We start from the raw sequence: 16,947 nt of genomic DNA, 5'->3' as shown, positions 1-16,947 counted from the left end.
GAGACCCAACATGAGCAGCATCGCATTCATCGGCCTGGGCAATATGGGCGCGCCCATGGCGCACAACCTGATCAAGGCCGGCCACAGCCTGGCGGTGTTCGACCTGGTGCCCGCCGCGGTCAAGGGCCTGGCGGACGCCGGCGCGCGCGCCGCCGGCTCGGCGGCCGAAGCCGTGCAGGGCGCCGAAATCGTCATTTCCATGCTGCCCGCCAGCAAGCATGTCGAGGCGCTGTACCTGGGCGACGACCTGCTGGCCAGCATCGACCCCAGCGCGCTGGTGATCGAATGCAGCACCATCGCCCCCGCTTCGGCCCGCAAGGTGGCCGCCGCCGCGCAGGCGCGCGGCCTGGCCATGATCGACGCCCCGGTGTCGGGCGGTACGGGCGGAGCCGTGGCGGGCACGCTGACCTTCATCGTCGGCGGCGAGGCCGCGGCCCTGCAACGCGCCATGCCGGTGCTGCAGAACATGGGCAAGAACATTTTCCATGCCGGCGCGGCGGGCGCGGGCCAGGTGGCCAAGATCTGCAACAACATGCTGCTGGGCATCCTGATGGCGGGCACGTCCGAGGCGCTGGCGCTCGGCGTGGCCAACGGCCTGGACCCGCAGGTGCTGTCGGACATCATCGCCAAGAGCTCGGGGCGCAACTGGGCGACCGAGCTCTACAACCCCTGGCCCGGCGTCATGGAGCATGCGCCGGCCTCCAAGGGTTATGCCGGCGGCTTCGGCGTCGACCTCATGCTGAAAGACCTGGGCCTGGCCGCCGAAGCGGCGCTGTCGACCCGTTCCTCGATCCCGCTGGGCGAGCTGGCGCGCAACCTGTATTCGCTGCACAGCACCGGCGGCAGCGGCAAACTGGACTTCTCCAGCATCGTCAACCTGTACACCCGCAAGCAGGAATGAACGGCCACGGCGACCCGGCCGCCGCCGCGCAGGCCGCGCGGCAGCGGGTACATGACAGCTTCGGCAGGCAGACGGTCATGGCCGCGTTCGGCGCGCGCCTGTGCCGCGTCGAGCCGGGGCAGGTCGACATCGAGCTGCCGTTCCGCTCCGACCTGTGCCAGCAGAACGGCTACCTGCACGCCGGCATCGGCACTACCATCGCCGACAGCGCGGGTGGCTACGCGGCGCTGTCGCTGTTCGGCCCGGGCGAGGACGTGCTGACTGCGGAATTCAAGATGAATTTCCTGGCCCCGGCCGATAGCGAGCGCTTTCTGGCCACCGGCCGGGTGCTCAAGGCCGGTCGGCGGCTCGCGGTGTGCCAGGTCGAGGTCACGGCTTACCGCGGCGGGCAGGCGACCCTGTGCGTGGCCGGCCTGATGACCGCCGTGCGGGTGACGCCACGCTAGCCGCCGACCTATGCCCGCCAAGGAACACCACCGCATTTTTCGCGCCGGCTGGCTGCGCGCCGCCGTGCTGGGCGCCAATGATGGCATCGTTTCCACCGCGAGCCTGATCGCCGGCGTGGCCGCGGCCAGCGCCGCCCACGAGGCCGTGCTGACCTCCGGCCTGGCGGGCCTGGTGGCTGGCTCGTTGTCGATGGCGGCGGGCGAATATGTTTCGGTGCGGTCGCAGGCCGACACCGAGGCCGCCGACCTGCGGCTGGAACAGCGCTCCCTGACCGGCAATTCCGCCCAGGAACTGCAGGAACTCACCGATATCTACGTCGGCCGCGGCGTGTCGCCCGATCTGGCGCGCCAGGTGGCCGAGCAACTGACCCGCCATGACGCCCTGGACGCGCATGCCCGCGACGAGCTCGGCATCTCGGTGCACAACCGGGCGCGTCCGGTCCAGGCCGCCGTGGCCTCCGCGCTATCGTTTGCCAGCGGGGCCGCCTTGCCCTTGCTGACCGCCGCGCTGGTGCCGGTCGAGAACATCGTGGCGGTCGTCACGGCCTCGTCCATGGTCTGGCTGGCGGTGCTGGGGGCGATCGCCGCTCAGGCCGGCGGCGCCCCGGTGGCGCCGGCGGCCTTGCGCGTCACCGTGCTGGGGGGGCTGGCCATGCTGGTGACGGCCGGGGTGGGCGCGCTGTTCGGCGTCGCGGTCTAGGCCCTGCCGGCGCCTTCCTCCAGGGCGTAGGGCAGCGGCGCCACGGCGATGTGCGGGCCGTCGGGAGCCGCCACGCGCAGTTCGCCCGCGGCCAGGGCGGACAGCGCCACTTCGAACAACACCGCCGTGCGCGAGGCCTCGATGACCCGGCCACAGGGTTCCTGCGGCTGCGTGGCGTCATAGACGTCCGTCCCGGGCGCGGGCGCCTCGCCCTTGCCATCCAGGCGGCCATAGGCGGTACGGCGCTTGATCGTGCCGCGGTAGTGGCTGCGCGCGACGACCTCCTGGCCCGGGTAGCAGCCTTTGGTGAAGCTGACGCCGCCCAGCAGGTCCAGGTTGACGGTCTGCGGAATGAACAGGTCCTGGGTGGCGGCCCCGACCCAGGGCAGGCCGGCCGCCAGGTCGTCCGAGCGCCATTGCTCGGCGTCGCCGCGCGCCAGAAGGGGCGCCAGGGCGGCGGCCTGGCCCAGCTGCGCGTCCGTGGCGATCCACCACCAGCGCAATACCGTGCCGGCCGACGGCGCGGCGATCCAGGTGCCGGTGGGCAGGTCGACGCGCTGCCAGGGAGCGGCCGGCAAGGCGCCGCCGGCGGCTGTCTGCAGGGCCGCCAGGCGCTCCGGCTGGCACCAGACGCCGGCTGCCTGCGCCGGCGCGAGCGCGAGCCGGGCCTTGGCGCGCAACACGAACATCGACAGGCGCTTGACCAGGGCATCGGCCACGTCGCGCCGCACCAGCGCACACAACTGGGGGGCCTCGGGCCCGCCCTGCGGGTCGCGGACGGCGCGCCACAGCACCAGCGTGGCCAGCAGGCGCCCCTTGGCCGTGCAATAGCCGCCCAGTCGGGCGCCATCCGGCGGCAAGCCCGTGATGTCCTGCGTCAATTGGCCGTGCAGGAACGGCAGCGCATCGGCGCCGGACGCGGCGATGACCGCGTAGTCTGGCAGGGGAGCCAGGTGCGCCGAACCATCGGCGTGGGCGGGAATCGAATCAAAGAAAGCGTGCATGGCGTACGGAATGCAAGAGGCGGGCGCCGCTGCGGCGCTCGGATATGGCCATGATACCCGTGGCGCCGGCCCAGGCGCGGCAAAGCCCCGTCCGCAACAGGGACGCAGCCGCCGCTTCGGCCGCCGTCATCCATTAAACTGCGCACTCTTATGAAAAAGCTTCGTTTCTATTTCCTGCTGGCGTGCCTGTCGCTGGTCCTGCTGGCGGCGCTGGCCGCGGGCGGGGCGTGGACCTGGATGAACCGCGCCATGACCTTGCCCGCCGATAAAGTCGAGTTCATCGTGGCGCCGGGCAGCACGCCGCGCGCAGTCGCGCGCGCCATGAATTCCGCGGGCATTCCCGTCTGGGAGGACGGCTTTGCCTGGATGGCCCGGCTGTCCGAGCGCGACAAGCTGATCAAGGCGGGCGGCTACGAGGCCCGCGCCGGCGATTCGCCATGGCAATTGCTGGAGCGGCTGGCGCGCGGCGAGATGGTGCAGCGCCAAGTCACGTTCGTCGAGGGCTGGACCTACGCGCAGATCCGCCAGGCATTGCGCACCAATCCCGATGTCAAGCAGACGCTGGGCGACATCAGCGACGAAGCACTGATGGCCCGCCTGGGCTCGCCGATCAAGGAGCCCGAAGGGCTGTTTTTCCCCGATACCTATGTCTTCACGCCCGGCACGACGGATTTCGACCTGTTGCGGCAGGCTTACCAGCAGCAACAGCAGGTGCTGGCCGAGGCATGGGCCGAGCGCCAGCCCGATCTGCCGCTGGACAGCCCCTACGAGGCCCTGGTGCTGGCGTCCATCATCGAAAAGGAAACCGGCCATGGCCCCGACCGCACGCGCGTGGCCGGGGTGTTCATCAACCGCCTGCGGCTGGGCATGATGCTGCAGACCGATCCCACGGTGATCTACGGCATGCGCGAGCGCTACCAAGGCCGCATCCGGCGCAGCGACCTGCGCGCCGACAACCCGTGGAACACCTACACGCGCGCCGGGCTGCCGCCCACGCCGATCGCCGCCGCCGGGCGCGCCGCGCTGCTGGCCGCCGTACAGCCGGAACGGCACAAATACCTGTACTTCGTTTCGCGCGGCAACGGCACCAGCGAATTTTCGGCTAACCTGTCCGATCACAATCGCAACGTGGCGCGCTACATTCTGGGCCGGGACCAATGACCGCACGCGGACGCTTCATTACCCTCGAAGGCGTGGACGGCGCCGGCAAGAGCACGCACGCCGCCTGGATCGCCGACGCGCTGCGCGCCATGGGCCTTACGGTGGTGGCCACCCGCGAGCCGGGCGGCACGCCGCTGGGCGAGACCCTGCGCACGCTGGTCCTGTCCGAATCCATGACCCTCGACACCGAAACCCTGCTCATGTTCGCGGCCCGCTGCGAGCACCTCAGCCAGGTCATCGAGCCGGCGCTGGCGCGCGGCGACTGGGTGGTGTGCGACCGCTATACCGATGCCACCTATGCCTACCAGGGCGGTGGACGCCAGTTGGGCGCCGAGCGCGTGGCGGCGCTGGAACAATGGCTGCGCCCGGCGTTGCAGCCGGATCGCACCTGGCTGTTCGACGTCCCCCTGGAACTGGCGCGCGCGCGCCTGGCCGACGCGCGGCAGCCCGATCGCTTCGAACGCGAGGAGGCCGCGTTCTTCGAGCGTACGCGCGCGGCTTACCATGCGCGCGCGGCGGCGCATCCGCAGCGCATCCGCATCGTCGACTCGAGCCGGCCGATGTCGCAGGTGCGCGCCCAGCTGGACGCCGAACTGCGCGCGCTGGTCGCGGAGGCCGCATGAGCGCGGCCGCCTTCCTGCCCTGGCAACACGAAACCGCCCGGGCCTGGCTGGCTGGCCGCGAGCGCTTCGCGCACGCCTGGCTGGTGCATGGCATGGCCGGCATCGGCAAGCTCGAATTCGCCGCCGCGGCCGCAGCCAGCCTGTTGTGCGAAGCGCCGCGCGATCACCTGGCGTGCGAGCAGTGCCCCGCGTGCACCTGGGTGGCCAGCGGCAACCACCCCGACTTGCGGCGCATCCGTCCCGAGGCGGTGGCGCTGCAAGAGGGCGCCGAGGCCGCCGAAGGCGCCGACGAAGCCGAGCCGGCCGCCACCGGCGCCGCCAAGCGGGCGCCGTCCAAGGAAATCCGCGTCGACCAGATCCGTGCGCTGGAGCCCTGGTTCAACACCGCCACGCACCGCGGCGGCTGGCGCGTGGCGCTGCTGTATCCCGCGCAGGCCCTGAACGTCATCTCGGCCAATGCCTTGCTCAAGGTGCTGGAAGAACCGCCCGCGCACACCGTGTTCCTGCTGGTGGCCGATGCGCCGGACCGGCTGCTGCCCACGTTGGTATCGCGCTGCCGGCGCCTGCCGCTGCCGGCGCCCGGCGCGGACGAGGCCCTGCAATGGCTGCGCGGGCAGGGCGTGGATGCCGCCGAAGAATGGCTGGCGGCGGCTGGCGGCGCGCCGCTGGGGGCGCTGCGCTTGGCCCAGAATGGTGGCCAGGCTTGCCCGGCCTGGCTGGGGCAACTGGTCCATCCGCTGGCCCAGGGACAGGCGCCGGATATCGGCACGTTGGCCGACAGCCTGGAGAAAAGCGCGCCGCTGGAGTGGATCGATGCGTTGCAGCGCCTGTACGCCGACCTGATGCTGGCCGGCGCTGGCGCCCCGGTGCGTTATTTTCCCTCCCTGGCCCGGCCGGTCGGGCAAGCCGCGGCGCGCGCCGACGCAGTGCGGCTGGCGGAGGCGGCGCGCTGGCTGACGCAACAACGCCGCCTTGCCACGCATCCGCTCAACGCCAAGCTGTTCGCCCATGCGACCCTGCAGCGCATGGTGCTATCCTGCCAGTCATAGTCCCCGCCCGCCCGCTGCAAGCCGTGCCTGGCTGGCGTCGGGCGGAACGCCGATCTTCCCGAATATTCCATGTACGTCGATTCACATTGCCATCTGGATTTCCCCGATCTCGCCCAGGACCTGCCGGCCATCCTGCAGAACATGGCCGCCAATCAGGTCACGCACGCGCTGGTTGTCAGCGTCGACTTGCCCGACTGGCCGCGCTTGATCGAACTGGTCGAACCGCACCGCAACCTGTGGGCGTCGGTAGGGGTGCATCCCGATTACGAGGCAAGCTCGGACCCCACCGAGTCGGAACTGCTGCAGTTGTCGCGCCATCCGAAGGTCGTCGCCATCGGCGAGACCGGGCTCGACTACTACCGGCTCAGCGAGCCGCTGGACTGGCAGCGCGAGCGTTTCCGCCGCCATATCCGCGTCGCCCGGCAAGCCGGCCTGCCGCTCATCATCCATACCCGCGAGTCGGTGGCGGACACGCTGCGTATCCTGCGCGAGGAGAACGCCGCTGAGGTAGGGGGGGTCATGCACTGCTTCACGGAGTCCTGGGAAATGGCGCAGGCCGCCATGGACCTGAATTTTCATATTTCCCTGTCGGGCATCGTCACGTTCAAGAACGCTGGCATCGTCCACGAAGTCGCCACCAAGATGCCGCTTGACCGGCTGCTCATCGAGACCGATTCACCCTATCTGGCGCCGGTGCCATATCGCGGCAAGCGCAACGACCCTTCCAAGGTGATTCACGTGGCCGAGAAAATCGCCACCTTGAAAGGGATCCCGGTAGCGCAGGTGGCCGATGCCTCAACCGAAAATTTCTTCAATCTTTTCAATAAAATAGAACGATAAATTAAAGAAGAATAGTTAAAGTCAATTATCTAAAGTTTTACTTTTAATGTGATTTCCATGAAGCGATCCCCCACCACGACCTTGCGGCTGACCCTGGCCGCCGCCGGCCTGGCCTGTGCCGCTGTCTGGACGACGCCGTCCCTGGGGGCGGCGTCGCAGCAGAATTGGTGGGTGTACGTGCACAATGATCACGCCCCCGAGATCCGCGAGCTGCTGGCCGCGGGAGCCGACCCCAATGTGCGCTACAAGAACGGGCAGCCGGCGTTGATGCGCGCGGTGGTGGACGGCGCCTGGAAGGTCTTCGATGTGCTGGCGGCCGATCCGCGCACCGACCTGGAAGCGACGAACCCCGCCAACGAGACGGCGCTGATGTACCTGGCGGTGGCGGGCCAGACCGAGCGGGCCCGGCAACTGATCGCGCGCGGGGCCAAGGTGAACCGGCTCGGCTGGACCCCGTTGCACTATGCGGCCTCGAAGGGGCACGTGGAAACGGCCAAATTGCTGTTGGCGCACCAGGCCATGGTCAATGCGCCGTCGCCGGACGGCACGACGCCTTTCATGATGGCCGGCTTCTCGGGCAGCCGTGAAATGGTGCAGTTGCTGCTGGACGCCGGCGCCGACGTCGCCACGCGCGACCTGAAGGGCAAGAACGCGGCCGACTGGGCCGAAGAGGGCAAGCAGCGCAAGCTGGCGCGTGAACTGGCGACACTGATTGCCGAAGCACAGGCGCGGCGCGATGCCCAACGAGGCGGGCAGGCACCGGCCGCCAGGCCCGCTGCCGCGGCTCCCGCTGCGGCCCCCGCGGCGACCCCGGAGCCGCCGCCGGCGCGGGCCGAGCCGGCGCAGCCTTCGGTTTCCGGCGTCTCGGGTGTGCGCCTCGACACCTACGAATAACGGACGCGCAGGGTCACGGCAGGACCGCGCGCAGGTAGCGCGCGCGGTCGAAATCCTTGAACAGCATGGCGCGGATCTCGCGCTCCGGGCCCGGCGGCGTTGCCGCCAGCAGGGCGTCGGCCAGGCCGTCGGCTTCCGGCGCCTCGGCCAGCAGCTGGGTCATGACGTAATTGGGATCGCCGGCCGGCCGCGCCTGGCCGGCGGCATAGCGCCGCCCGGCGTCGGCGTAGCAATCCAGGGGCGGTGGCGCGGGTTGCACGCGCTCGCGCAGCAGGCATTGCATCATCTTGCGAGGCGCGGGCAAGTGGGCGTCAGGCACCTGCCGGTAGTCGGCCAGCGCCTGCGGGTATTCATGCAAGGCCGCCCGGATGTCGGCGCGCAGCAAGAGGGCGGCCGTATCGCCTGGGGCTTGCCGCACCGCGTCGTTGGCCAGCGCCAGCGCTTCTTGCAACCGGCCCGCATCGCCTTGCGCGGCCAAGTACGCGGCACGGGCCTCGCGGACCGGATCCGCCGCGGACGCGCCGTGGGCGGGCGCCAATGCCGCTGCGCAGAATATCCAGCCAAGCAGGGCGCCGCGCCGGAGCATGGGCATCAGTTCAGCGCCAGCGGGAATTCGCGCTCGGTGGTGGCCGGCATGGGCGCGGCCCGGCCGGCGGCGGCGCTGAAGACATAGCCGCCCGAAATCACCAGCGTCACCGACTGGCCGTGGCGGACTTCGGGCAATTGCCAGCTGGCCGAGCCGACCGGGACGTATTCGTCCGAAGGCCAATAGCCCGGCTCGTCCAACGTCAGGGGATGGGGCTCGCCTGGCGCGCCATCGATGTCGAGGCGGGCCGATGCAAAGAAACTGGCCGTACCTTTGTGCATGGCGGCGGTATAGCCCATGGCCGAAACGGTGATGGCATTGCCGCGCACGGTGTAGTGGCCACGCAGGAAGTACGAGCCATTGACCCCCGTGCCTTGCGCGGGCAGGAAGGCCAGTTGCCTGATGGTGTAGGGGAACTGGCCCTCGGCGTACTGGGCAGCCTCGCCGGTGCGGGCGGCCAGCACCTTGCCGTTGGCGATCAGTGCCGCCATGTGCTGAGCGGCGCCGGCCGGCGTCTGCGAGCCGGCCAGTGTATAGCCCGGCTCGACCTCGTGGCACAGCCGCATGACCGCCAGGCGATTGCTGTCGTCGTGCATGAACAGCCGCAGCAGCGATTCGGCGCCGGCCCGGTCGGCGCGCCGGTTGGCATGGCGGGCGCCGGCGGCTTGCCAGGGCGTGAGCGTCAGGGTGTCGTTCGACCGTCGCAATATGACGGACGCGGAATGAAAGCCAGTAGCCATGTGGAGCCTCGTAAGAAGCAGGAAATGAGGACGTTCAGGGCAGGGACTTCATTCTATCGGCGGTGTATTACAGCGCGGCCTCGGGTGGCAACACGATGTAAGCGCCCAATTGGCCTGCGCAGGGCACGGTATGCGTGTTTTCCCGAATAATTCTCATAAAACGGGAATATATGGGCGTGAAATTGAGAAATAACAGCTAAGCTGCCCACCCTCAGTCATACGGAGGTCCACCATGCAGGAGCAGGCCATCGCCGGCGGCGCCGACCGGGTGCTTTTCGTACTGGCGACGCTCGCGCGCCACGACGGGCCGCTATCGATTGCGGCGCTCGCCGACAAGACCGGCCTGGCGCAAAGCACGCTCTACCGGCAAGTCGCCCTGCTCAAGCGCTGGGGTTTCGTCGCGGAGCAGGGGGGCGAGTACGGCCCCGGTCCGCTATGCGTCCAACTGGCCTGGGGCTTCGACCAGTCGTCATTCCTGGTGCAGGAATCGCAGCCCGACATGGCGCGGCTGGCGGCCGAATCCGGCGAGACGGTCGGCCTGCTGGTCGCCATGCGCGACCAGGCGGTGTGCCTGGACATGGTCGAAAGCCAGCATCCGCTGCGTTGCTCGTTCGTCAAAGGCCGGGGCCTGCCGCTGGTGCGCGGCGCCTCGGCGCGTTCCCTGATGGCATTCATGCCCGCGGCGCGGCTGCGCGCACTGCTGGACGACCTGCAGCGCTCCGGCGTTGACACCGCGGCGCTGGCAGTCAGTCTCGAGGCGATCCGCGTCGCCGGCTACGCGGTCACGGACGGCGAGGTGGACGCTGGCGTCTGGGGCGTGAGCGTGCCGGTATTCCAGCGTCCGCACCAGGCCGTCGGTTCCATCACGCTGATGGCGCCGTCGACGCGCGCCACGCTGCGCGCCGCCGCGCTCATCGACATGACGATCGCCGCGGCCCGGCGCATCTCGGGCCGATTGCAGAGCCGTTGATTGCATCCCGCCGTAGTCCAACCGCCGTTCCACGTTTCACATTCTTACTATCCAAGAGGAAACCACATGAAGACAACCCGCCGCCAATTGCTGACCGCCGCCCTTGCGCTGGGCCTGGCCTGGGGCAGCACCGCCGCCCACGCCGAGGACGCGCTGCGCGTGGTCACCGACGCCACCTTCCCGCCCATGGAGTTCGTCAAGGACGGGCAGCGCACCGGCTTCGACATCGAATTGATCGAGGCGCTCGGCAAGGCCATGAATCGCAAGATCGAGTGGATCGACATCGACTTCAAGGGCTTGATCCCGGCGCTGCAGGCCGGGCGCGCCGACATGGCGGTCTCGGCCATCTATATCACCGATGCGCGCCGCAACGTGGTGGACTTCACCGACCCGTACTACGCCGGCGGGCTGGTAGTGCTGACGCGCAAGGACGGCCCGGTGAAGACCCTGAAGGACCTGGACGGACGCAAGGTATCGGTGCAGGTGGGCACCAAGTCGGTCAATTACCTGAAGGAGCATTATCCGAAGGTGCAGCGCGTGGAGGTCGAGAAAAACCAGGAAATGTTCAACCTGGTGCAGGTGGGCCGCGCCGACGCGGCCGTGACCGGCAAGCCGGCCGCCAAGCTGTTCGCGCAAAGCGCGCCCGGGCTGACCGTGCTGGACGAGCAGATCACGACCGAGCAGTACGGCATCGCGGTGGCGAAGAACCAGCCGGAGCTGACCACTGCGCTGAATGCGGCGCTCAAGCAGCTCAAGGCCGATGGCACGTACGAGCGCATCGTCGCCAAGTGGTTCGAGGCTGCCGCCAAATGAACCTGGATTTCTCCCCCGTTTTCGCCGATTTCGACGCCTTGCTGCGTGGCGCGGCCGTGACCGTGGAGGTCACGGCCTGCGCACTGCTGCTGGGCTGCCTGATCGGCCTGCTGGTCGGCGTGGGCCGCCTCAATCCGCAGCGGCGCGTCCTGTACGGGCTGTGCAGCCTGTACCTGCTGTGCTTCCGTGGCACGCCGCTGCTGGTGCAACTGTTCATCTGGTTCTTCGGCCTGCCTCAGTTCGGCATCATGCTGCCGGCCTTCGCCTGCGGCGTGCTCGGCCTGGGCATGTACTCGGGCGCGTATGTGTCCGAGATCGTGCGCGGGGCGATCCAGTCCGTCGACCGTGGCCAGACCGAGGCGGCGCGGTCGCTCGGCATGTCCAGCGGCCAGGCCATGCGCATCATCATCCTGCCGCAGGCGGTGGTGCGCATGATCCCGCCGCTGGGCAATGAATTCATCGCCCTCATCAAGAACTCGGCGCTGGTGTCGCTGCTGACGATCCACGACCTGATGCACGAAGGGCAGAAGATCATCAGCGTGTCGTACCGTTCGCTCGAGACGTACCTGGTGATCGCCCTGATCTACCTGGTGCTGACCACGGCGACCACGACGATTCTGCGCCGCTTCGAGCATCGACTGCGCGCCGGAGGAATGGTGCAATGAACCAACAAGACGAAATGATCCGCATCCGCGGACTGCGCAAATCATTCGGCGCGGTGGAAGTGCTGCGCGGCATCGACTTCGACGTGCAGCGCTCCCAGGTCGTGGTGGTGATCGGCCCCAGCGGCTCGGGCAAGAGCACCCTGCTGCGCTGCTGCAACGGGCTGGAAGTGGCCCAGGGCGGGACGATCGACATCTGCGGCGAGGTGTTGCTGGACCATGGTACGCCCATGCCCGAGCCCCGTCTCAACCGCCTGCGCACGCGCGTGGGCATGGTGTTCCAGTCGTTCAACCTGTTTCCGCACCTGTCGGTGCTGGACAACGTCACGGTCGGGCCGCGCACCCTGCGCGGCATGGGGCGCGCAGCGGCCGAGGAACTGGCCGGGCAGCTGCTGGCCAAGGTCGGCCTGGCGCAGAAAATGCAGGCGATGCCGGCCAGCCTGTCGGGCGGCCAGAAGCAGCGTGTGGCGATTGCCCGGGCGCTGGCCATGGAGCCCGAGGTCATGCTGTTCGACGAGCCGACCTCGGCCCTGGATCCGGAACTGGTGGGCGAAGTGCTGCAGGTGATGAAGGTATTGGCCAAAGAAGGCATGACCATGATGGTCGTGACCCACGAAATGGGCTTCGCCCGTGAAGTGGCCGACGTGGTGGCGGTGATGGACGGCGGCAGCATCGTCGAATCCGGCCCGCCCGACGTGATCTTCACCGCGCCGCGCGAGCCGCGCACGCGCGCCTTCCTGCAGGCCGTGCTGAGCGCCTCGGGGCAGGGGGCCGCATGAGCGCCGGACTCGATCGCGCCGCGTGGCGCGCCCGCGACGACAGCGGCGAGCGCGGCGACACCCGCCGCCTGGCGCACGTGGTCGCGGCCGCCGGCCAGGGAGTCGCGCCGGCCGACCCCGCCCTGATCGGTTTCGCCTGCGATGCCGGCGTGGCGCGCAACCAGGGGCGCACCGGCGCCGCCCAGGCGCCGGCGGCGATCCGCCGCGCGCTGGCCGGCCTGCCGGCGCACCGTTTTACGCGGCTGGTCGACGCTGGCGACGTCGTGTGCGACGACGGCGACCTCGAGGCCGCGCAGGACAGGCTGGCCGCGCGGGTGGCCGACGTGCTGGCGGCCGGCGCGCGGCCGCTGGTGCTGGGCGGCGGCCATGAAGTGGCATGGGGCAGCTTCCAGGGGTTGCGCCGCTGGCTCGACGGGCTGGGCGACCGGCAACCGGTGCTGGTGCTCAACCTGGATGCCCACTTCGACCTGCGCACCGGGCGGCCCGCCAGTTCCGGCACGCCGTTCGACCAGATCGCCGAATACTGCGCCGCGCATGGCCACGCCTGGCAATACGCCTGTTATGGCGTGTCGCGGCTGGGCAATACCGCGGCCCTGTATGCGCGCGCGGCCGAGATCGGCGCGGCCTGGGTCGAGGACCGCGACCTGCAGGAACGCTTCCTGGATGCCCGCCTGGCCGACCTGGACCGGCTGCTGGCGGCCGCCGGGCACGTCTACCTGACCATCGACATCGATGTGCTGCCGGCCGCCGTGGCGCCCGGCGTATCGGCGCCGGCCGCCTACGGCGTCCCGCTGCCGGTCGTGGAAGAGATCGCGCTGCGGGTCAAGCAGAGCGGCAAACTGCGGCTGGCCGACCTGGCGGAATGCAACCCGGCTTTCGACATCGACCAGCGCACTGCGCGCGTGGCGGCCAGATTGGCCTGGCACTTGCTGTCGCCGTAAGATGAGAGGGCGGGGCCACGCAGAGCCGGTTCTCCAAATTTCGTCCCCATTTAAATTTTTTCAGTTTTAATGGGGACGACATAAATTTTGGTGGCTACAATGGCGCCAGTCCAGCCTGGAGATTTCACTCATGTCCGATAAGCCTTCCCATGCTTTGCCGTCGTACCTGGATGCCGAACACCTCGGCCCCTGGGGCATCTACCTGCAGCAAGTCGACCGCGTCACGCCTTACCTGGGACCGCTGGCGCGCTGGGTGGAAACCCTCAAGCGGCCCAAGCGCGCCCTGATCGTGGACGTGCCCATCGAGCTGGACAACGGCAGCATCGCCCACTTCGAAGGCTATCGGGTGCAGCACAACACTTCGCGCGGCCCCGGCAAGGGCGGCGTGCGCTTCCACCAGGACGTCACCCTGTCCGAAGTCATGGCTCTGGCTGCCTGGATGTCGGTGAAGAACGCCGCCGTCAACCTGCCGTACGGCGGCGCCAAGGGCGGCATCCGGGTCGACCCGCGCACCCTCTCGCAAGCCGAGATCGAACGCATGACACGCCGCTACACCTCCGAGATCGGGGTGATCATCGGGCCGTCGAAAGACATCCCCGCGCCGGACGTGAACACCAACGCCCAGACCATGGCGTGGATGATGGACACGTACTCCATGAACGAGGGCTCGACCGCCACCGGCGTGGTCACGGGCAAGCCGATCGCGCTGGGCGGCAGCCTGGGGCGGGTCGAGGCCACCGGGCGCGGCGTGTTCGTCACGGCCTGCGAAGCCGCGCGCGACTGCAACATCGATGTCTCGCAGGCCCGCGTCACGGTGCAGGGCTTCGGCAACGTGGGCGGCACGGCGGCGCGCCTGTTCCACGAGACCGGCGCGCGGGTCATCGCCGTGCAGGACCACACCGGCACGGTCTACAACCCGGCCGGCCTGGATGTCCACAAGCTGCTTTCGCACGTCTCGCAAAAGGGCGGCGTGGCCGGTTTCAGCGGCGCCGAGGTGCTGGACAACGCGCAGTTCTGGGAACTCGAGACCGAATTCCTGATCCCGGCCGCCCTGGAAGGCCAGATCAACCAGTCCAACGCCCACAAGGTGCGCGCCAAGATCGTCGTGGAAGGCGCCAACGGCCCGACCACTCCCGAGGCCGATGACGTGCTGCGCGAAAACGGCGTGTACGTGGTGCCCGACGTGCTGGCCAACGCCGGCGGCGTGACGGTCAGCTACTTCGAGTGGGTGCAGGACTTCTCCAGCTTCTTCTGGAGCGAGGAGGAGATCAATCACCGCCTCGAGCGCCTGATGCGCGAGGCGTATGCCGCGGTGTCGCAAATGGCCAAGGAGCACAAGGTGACGTTGCGCACGGCGGCGTTCATCGTCGCCTGCACCCGCATCCTGCAGGCGCGCCAGGTGCGCGGCCTGTATCCCTGACGGGCAGGCCAGGCCGGGCGGCGCCCGGCCTGGCGGACATCAGGCGGCCGGAAGGAATTCCGGCCGCAGCACGTCGCGCAGCTCGCTGTACGGGATCAGCAGTTCCGGTTGCCCGTGCGAATACGGCGCGATCGAATAGGCGTCGTACTTCACTACCACGCCTTCGCGCGTCAGCGCGAAATTATTGCTTTCCTGGAATGGCCACATGCGGTCGTACGCCTGCGGGTCGCGCCGGGCGTCTTCATTGCGCGCCAGCCAGGCGCCGTGCGCGCGGCGCAGGGCCGCCACGAACGCCGGCCGCGCGCCGGGCTGCAGGGCCTCGTCCAGCGCCAGCACGCGCGCGCGGTCGCGCTGCCAGTTCAGGTACTGAGTAGCGGGAATGCCGTGCGCCGCGCCGGTCAGGTATTGGTCGGTGTGCAGCTCGACCGCCACCACATTGTCCACCACGGCCTTGACGCTGGCCTTGAAGATGGTGGCATCGCGCGGCTGGGCGGTCTGCCAGAAATACTGGGTGTACTGCGACAGCGTGTCGTATGGACGCGGCCGTTGCGGATCGACGCCGGTCATGTAGGCCAGCACGTGGTCGACCAGCTCGGTCAGCTTCGGTATGTCGGGGAAGGCCACGCTGTCGATCTCGATGCGCGGGCATTGGCCTTCGCAGCCGGGCTTGGCCCCTTGCCATTGGATGCGCTCGACCGCCACGCCAGCCACCTGGGCTTCGGTGGCGGTGGGCTGCGGCGTAGCGGAGGGCAGGCTGATGGTGTCGGAGGGCGAGCTGGCGCATCCGGCCAGCAGCGCCAGCACGGCGCCGGCGGCCAGTATGCGGGTGCGGCGCGGCGCGCCGGCGAGGGACTTCGGGATCGGCATCAGGGCACCTGGGCGGTCCATTCCGGGGAGGAGAATTTTTCATGGGCCTGGCGCCGGGCCTGCTCCAGCGTGGCCTCGGCCAACTGGACGGGCGCCAGCGGCGCCAGGCTCTGGAAGGTCTGCAGCATGCGTTCGATGATGGTATCGCGCGCCAGGCCGGTCTGGCTGCGGAGCGGGTCGACGCGCTTCTTGGCGCTGGTGGTGCCCTTGTCGGACAGCTTCTCGCGGCCGATGCGCAGCACCTGCACCATTTTCTCGGCATCGATGTCGTAGGACATCGTGACATGGTGCAGCACCGCGCCGGCACGGCGCGCTTGCGCGGCGCCGCCGATCTTGCCGCTTTCCGAGGCGATGTCGTTCAGCGGCTGGTACCAGGCCTTGATGCCGAGATCGTGCAGGGCGCGGATGACCCAGCCGTCCAGGAATTCGTACGATTGCTGGAAGCTCATGCCTTCCACCAGGGCCTGCGGCACGCTGAGCGAATACGTAATGGTGTTGCCCGGCTCGACGAACATGGCGCCGCCGCCGCTGACCCGCCGCACGACCTGCACGCCGTGGCGGCGCGCGCCGTCCGGATCGACCTCGTTCTTCAGGGACTGGAAGCGGCCGATGACCACCGCGGGGGCCGACCACTCCCAGATGCGCAGCGTGGGCGGACGCAGGCCCGCGCCGACCTCGTCGGTGATGACTGCGTCCAGGGCCATGTGCAGCGCGGGCGGCTGCGGGCCTTCGTGGATGAGCTGCCAGGCGTAGTCGTTCCAGTGGGTGCGGGTCATGCGAGTGCCCTCCGGACCACCACCGCCACCGCCTGCGGCGAAAAGCCGAACAGCTCGGCGCCTTGCGGCAGGGCTTGCTGCACGGCCTGGGCCAGGCGCGTTTCGTCGGCATCGGCGGGTAACCCGCACAGGGCCTGGTTGATGGCGTCGAGCGCTTCGGGCGGTTCGAGGAAGAAATCGCCACTCAGCCGGACGTCGGCCAGCCGGCCGCCGGCGACCGCGAGATCCACGACCACTAGCTTGCCGCCAGGTACTTTGTATTCACCATGCATGGCGATGGGACTCCAGGTCAGGCGCCGAGTTCCAGCTTCATGCCCTCGTGCGTGGCAGTGAAGCCGAGCGACTCGTAGAAGCGCCGCGCATCGGCGCGGGCCTTGTCGGTGGTCAACTGGACCAGGCCGCAGCCCCGCTCACGGCATTGCGCGATGGCCCATTCGAACAGCGCGCGGCCCGTGCCGGCGCCGCGCTCGGCGGCCGCCACCCGCACGCTTTCGATCTGGCCGCGCCACAGGCCACGGCGCGACAGGCCCGGGATGAAGCTCAACTGCAGGCAGCCGACCACCGCGCCGTCGCGCTCGGCCACCGCCAGCAGCTGGTTGGCGTCGCGCTCGATGGCTTCGAACGCGGCGACATAGCAGGGCTTGGCCGGCACGGACGGGTCTTCGCGGCCGCTGCCCAGGATGTCGTCGGCCAGCAGTCCCACAATGGCGTCCAGGTCGGCGGCGCGGGCCCGCCGGAAGTGCAGCGGGGCAGCGGGCTTCGAAACTTGGGACAT

The 16,947-nt window shown here is 69.2% G+C and carries 21 protein-coding genes; 14 read left to right on the top strand and 7 right to left on the bottom strand.

What is annotated here, in order from left to right; translation table 11 throughout:
• Positions 1–10: 10 nt before the first annotated feature.
• The 3 genes from mmsB to ACKTT0_RS21235 are packed head-to-tail and all read left to right on the top strand — an operon-like array spanning position 11 to position 2,047.
• Positions 11–901 carry a 3-hydroxyisobutyrate dehydrogenase gene (gene mmsB / locus ACKTT0_RS21245; protein ID WP_407851753.1) on the top strand — a complete coding sequence of 297 codons (891 nt, stop codon included), beginning with the start codon at positions 11–13 and terminating at the stop codon, positions 899–901.
• The gene (locus ACKTT0_RS21240; protein ID WP_407851752.1) at positions 898–1,347 is read left to right on the top strand and encodes a PaaI family thioesterase; all 450 of its coding nucleotides are present in this window, start codon (positions 898–900) and stop codon (positions 1,345–1,347) included. Before mmsB ends, ACKTT0_RS21240 begins: the two co-directional genes overlap by 4 nt.
• Before the next feature lie 10 nt (positions 1,348–1,357).
• Positions 1,358–2,047: a VIT1/CCC1 transporter family protein gene (locus ACKTT0_RS21235; RefSeq protein ID WP_407851751.1), complete on the top strand. Its 690-nt coding sequence runs from the start codon at positions 1,358–1,360 to the stop codon at positions 2,045–2,047.
• On the opposite strand, the gene ygfZ is transcribed toward ACKTT0_RS21235, so the two are convergent.
• Complete coding sequence (gene ygfZ, locus ACKTT0_RS21230) at positions 2,044–3,051, bottom strand: CAF17-like 4Fe-4S cluster assembly/insertion protein YgfZ (protein ID WP_407851750.1); 1,008 nt, start codon at positions 3,049–3,051, stop codon at positions 2,044–2,046. The two genes, ACKTT0_RS21235 and ygfZ, sit on opposite strands and share 4 nt — an antisense overlap.
• 150 nt (positions 3,052–3,201) lie before the next feature.
• Between ygfZ and mltG the strand changes: the two genes are divergently transcribed.
• From mltG to ACKTT0_RS21205, 5 genes are all read left to right on the top strand, one after another.
• Positions 3,202–4,212, top strand: coding sequence for an endolytic transglycosylase MltG (gene mltG / locus ACKTT0_RS21225; RefSeq protein WP_407851749.1), 1,011 nt, complete (start codon positions 3,202–3,204; stop codon positions 4,210–4,212).
• Complete coding sequence (gene tmk / locus ACKTT0_RS21220) at positions 4,209–4,835, top strand: dTMP kinase (RefSeq protein ID WP_407851748.1); 627 nt, start codon at positions 4,209–4,211, stop codon at positions 4,833–4,835. The genes mltG and tmk overlap by 4 nt, the downstream gene beginning before the upstream one ends.
• The gene (gene holB, locus ACKTT0_RS21215) at positions 4,832–5,884 is read left to right on the top strand and encodes a DNA polymerase III subunit delta' (protein WP_407851747.1); all 1,053 of its coding nucleotides are present in this window, start codon (positions 4,832–4,834) and stop codon (positions 5,882–5,884) included. The genes tmk and holB overlap by 4 nt, the downstream gene beginning before the upstream one ends.
• 69 nt (positions 5,885–5,953) lie before the next feature.
• Entirely contained in the window at positions 5,954–6,724 is a 771-nt protein-coding gene (locus ACKTT0_RS21210; protein ID WP_407851746.1) for a TatD family hydrolase, read from the top strand.
• A 57-nt stretch (positions 6,725–6,781) separates the two neighbouring features.
• Positions 6,782–7,618 carry an ankyrin repeat domain-containing protein gene (locus tag ACKTT0_RS21205; protein WP_407851745.1) on the top strand — a complete coding sequence of 279 codons (837 nt, stop codon included), beginning with the start codon at positions 6,782–6,784 and terminating at the stop codon, positions 7,616–7,618.
• 13 nt (positions 7,619–7,631) lie between these two features.
• Here the strand turns inward: ACKTT0_RS21205 and ACKTT0_RS21200 are convergent, their stop codons facing one another.
• Positions 7,632–8,210, bottom strand: a complete 579-nt coding sequence (locus tag ACKTT0_RS21200) for a hypothetical protein (RefSeq protein ID WP_407851744.1) — start codon at positions 8,208–8,210, stop codon at positions 7,632–7,634.
• On the bottom strand, positions 8,210–8,944 hold the full coding sequence (locus tag ACKTT0_RS21195; protein WP_407851743.1) for a hypothetical protein: 735 nt from the start codon (positions 8,942–8,944) through the stop codon (positions 8,210–8,212). Before ACKTT0_RS21195 ends, ACKTT0_RS21200 begins: the two co-directional genes overlap by 1 nt.
• Positions 8,945–9,176: 232 nt before the next feature.
• Between ACKTT0_RS21195 and ACKTT0_RS21190 the strand changes: the two genes are divergently transcribed.
• The 6 genes from ACKTT0_RS21190 to ACKTT0_RS21165 all read left to right on the top strand — a co-directional run bounded on the left by ACKTT0_RS21190 (position 9,177) and on the right by ACKTT0_RS21165 (position 14,529).
• On the top strand, positions 9,177–9,914 hold the full coding sequence (locus ACKTT0_RS21190; RefSeq protein ID WP_407851742.1) for an IclR family transcriptional regulator: 738 nt from the start codon (positions 9,177–9,179) through the stop codon (positions 9,912–9,914).
• Positions 9,915–9,980: 66 nt separating this feature from the next.
• Entirely contained in the window at positions 9,981–10,727 is a 747-nt protein-coding gene (locus ACKTT0_RS21185) for a transporter substrate-binding domain-containing protein (protein WP_407851741.1), read from the top strand.
• Complete coding sequence (locus ACKTT0_RS21180) at positions 10,724–11,392, top strand: amino acid ABC transporter permease (protein ID WP_407851740.1); 669 nt, start codon at positions 10,724–10,726, stop codon at positions 11,390–11,392. The genes ACKTT0_RS21185 and ACKTT0_RS21180 overlap by 4 nt, the downstream gene beginning before the upstream one ends.
• Entirely contained in the window at positions 11,389–12,168 is a 780-nt protein-coding gene (locus tag ACKTT0_RS21175; protein ID WP_407851739.1) for an amino acid ABC transporter ATP-binding protein, read from the top strand. Before ACKTT0_RS21180 ends, ACKTT0_RS21175 begins: the two co-directional genes overlap by 4 nt.
• Positions 12,165–13,109 carry a formimidoylglutamase gene (hutG, locus tag ACKTT0_RS21170; RefSeq protein ID WP_407851738.1) on the top strand — a complete coding sequence of 315 codons (945 nt, stop codon included), beginning with the start codon at positions 12,165–12,167 and terminating at the stop codon, positions 13,107–13,109. Before ACKTT0_RS21175 ends, hutG begins: the two co-directional genes overlap by 4 nt.
• Positions 13,110–13,239: 130 nt before the next feature.
• A complete protein-coding gene (locus ACKTT0_RS21165; protein ID WP_028356003.1) occupies positions 13,240–14,529 on the top strand; it encodes a Glu/Leu/Phe/Val family dehydrogenase in 1,290 nt (429 codons plus the stop codon).
• A gap of 39 nt (positions 14,530–14,568) precedes the next feature.
• On the opposite strand, the gene ACKTT0_RS21160 is transcribed toward ACKTT0_RS21165, so the two are convergent.
• The 4 genes from ACKTT0_RS21160 to ACKTT0_RS21145 are packed head-to-tail and all read right to left on the bottom strand — an operon-like array spanning position 14,569 to position 16,947.
• Positions 14,569–15,396 carry an RsiV family protein gene (locus ACKTT0_RS21160; protein ID WP_407851737.1) on the bottom strand — a complete coding sequence of 276 codons (828 nt, stop codon included), beginning with the start codon at positions 15,394–15,396 and terminating at the stop codon, positions 14,569–14,571.
• Entirely contained in the window at positions 15,396–16,172 is a 777-nt protein-coding gene (locus ACKTT0_RS21155) for a lipoate--protein ligase family protein (RefSeq protein ID WP_407851736.1), read from the bottom strand. The genes ACKTT0_RS21160 and ACKTT0_RS21155 overlap by 1 nt, the downstream gene beginning before the upstream one ends.
• Positions 16,169–16,444: a lipoate-protein ligase small subunit gene (locus tag ACKTT0_RS21150; RefSeq protein WP_407851735.1), complete on the bottom strand. Its 276-nt coding sequence runs from the start codon at positions 16,442–16,444 to the stop codon at positions 16,169–16,171. Before ACKTT0_RS21150 ends, ACKTT0_RS21155 begins: the two co-directional genes overlap by 4 nt.
• Positions 16,445–16,461: 17 nt before the next feature.
• Positions 16,462–16,947: a GNAT family N-acetyltransferase gene (locus ACKTT0_RS21145; RefSeq protein WP_407851734.1), complete on the bottom strand. Its 486-nt coding sequence runs from the start codon at positions 16,945–16,947 to the stop codon at positions 16,462–16,464.

The sequence above is a fragment of the Bordetella saccharivorans genome (genome assembly GCF_045862855.1).
Classification (GTDB): Bacteria; Pseudomonadota; Gammaproteobacteria; order Burkholderiales; family Burkholderiaceae_B; genus Bordetella_A; species Bordetella_A petrii_F.
The sequence above is the reverse complement of the archived record's forward strand: the minus strand, read 5'-3'. Positions and strand labels throughout refer to the sequence as shown.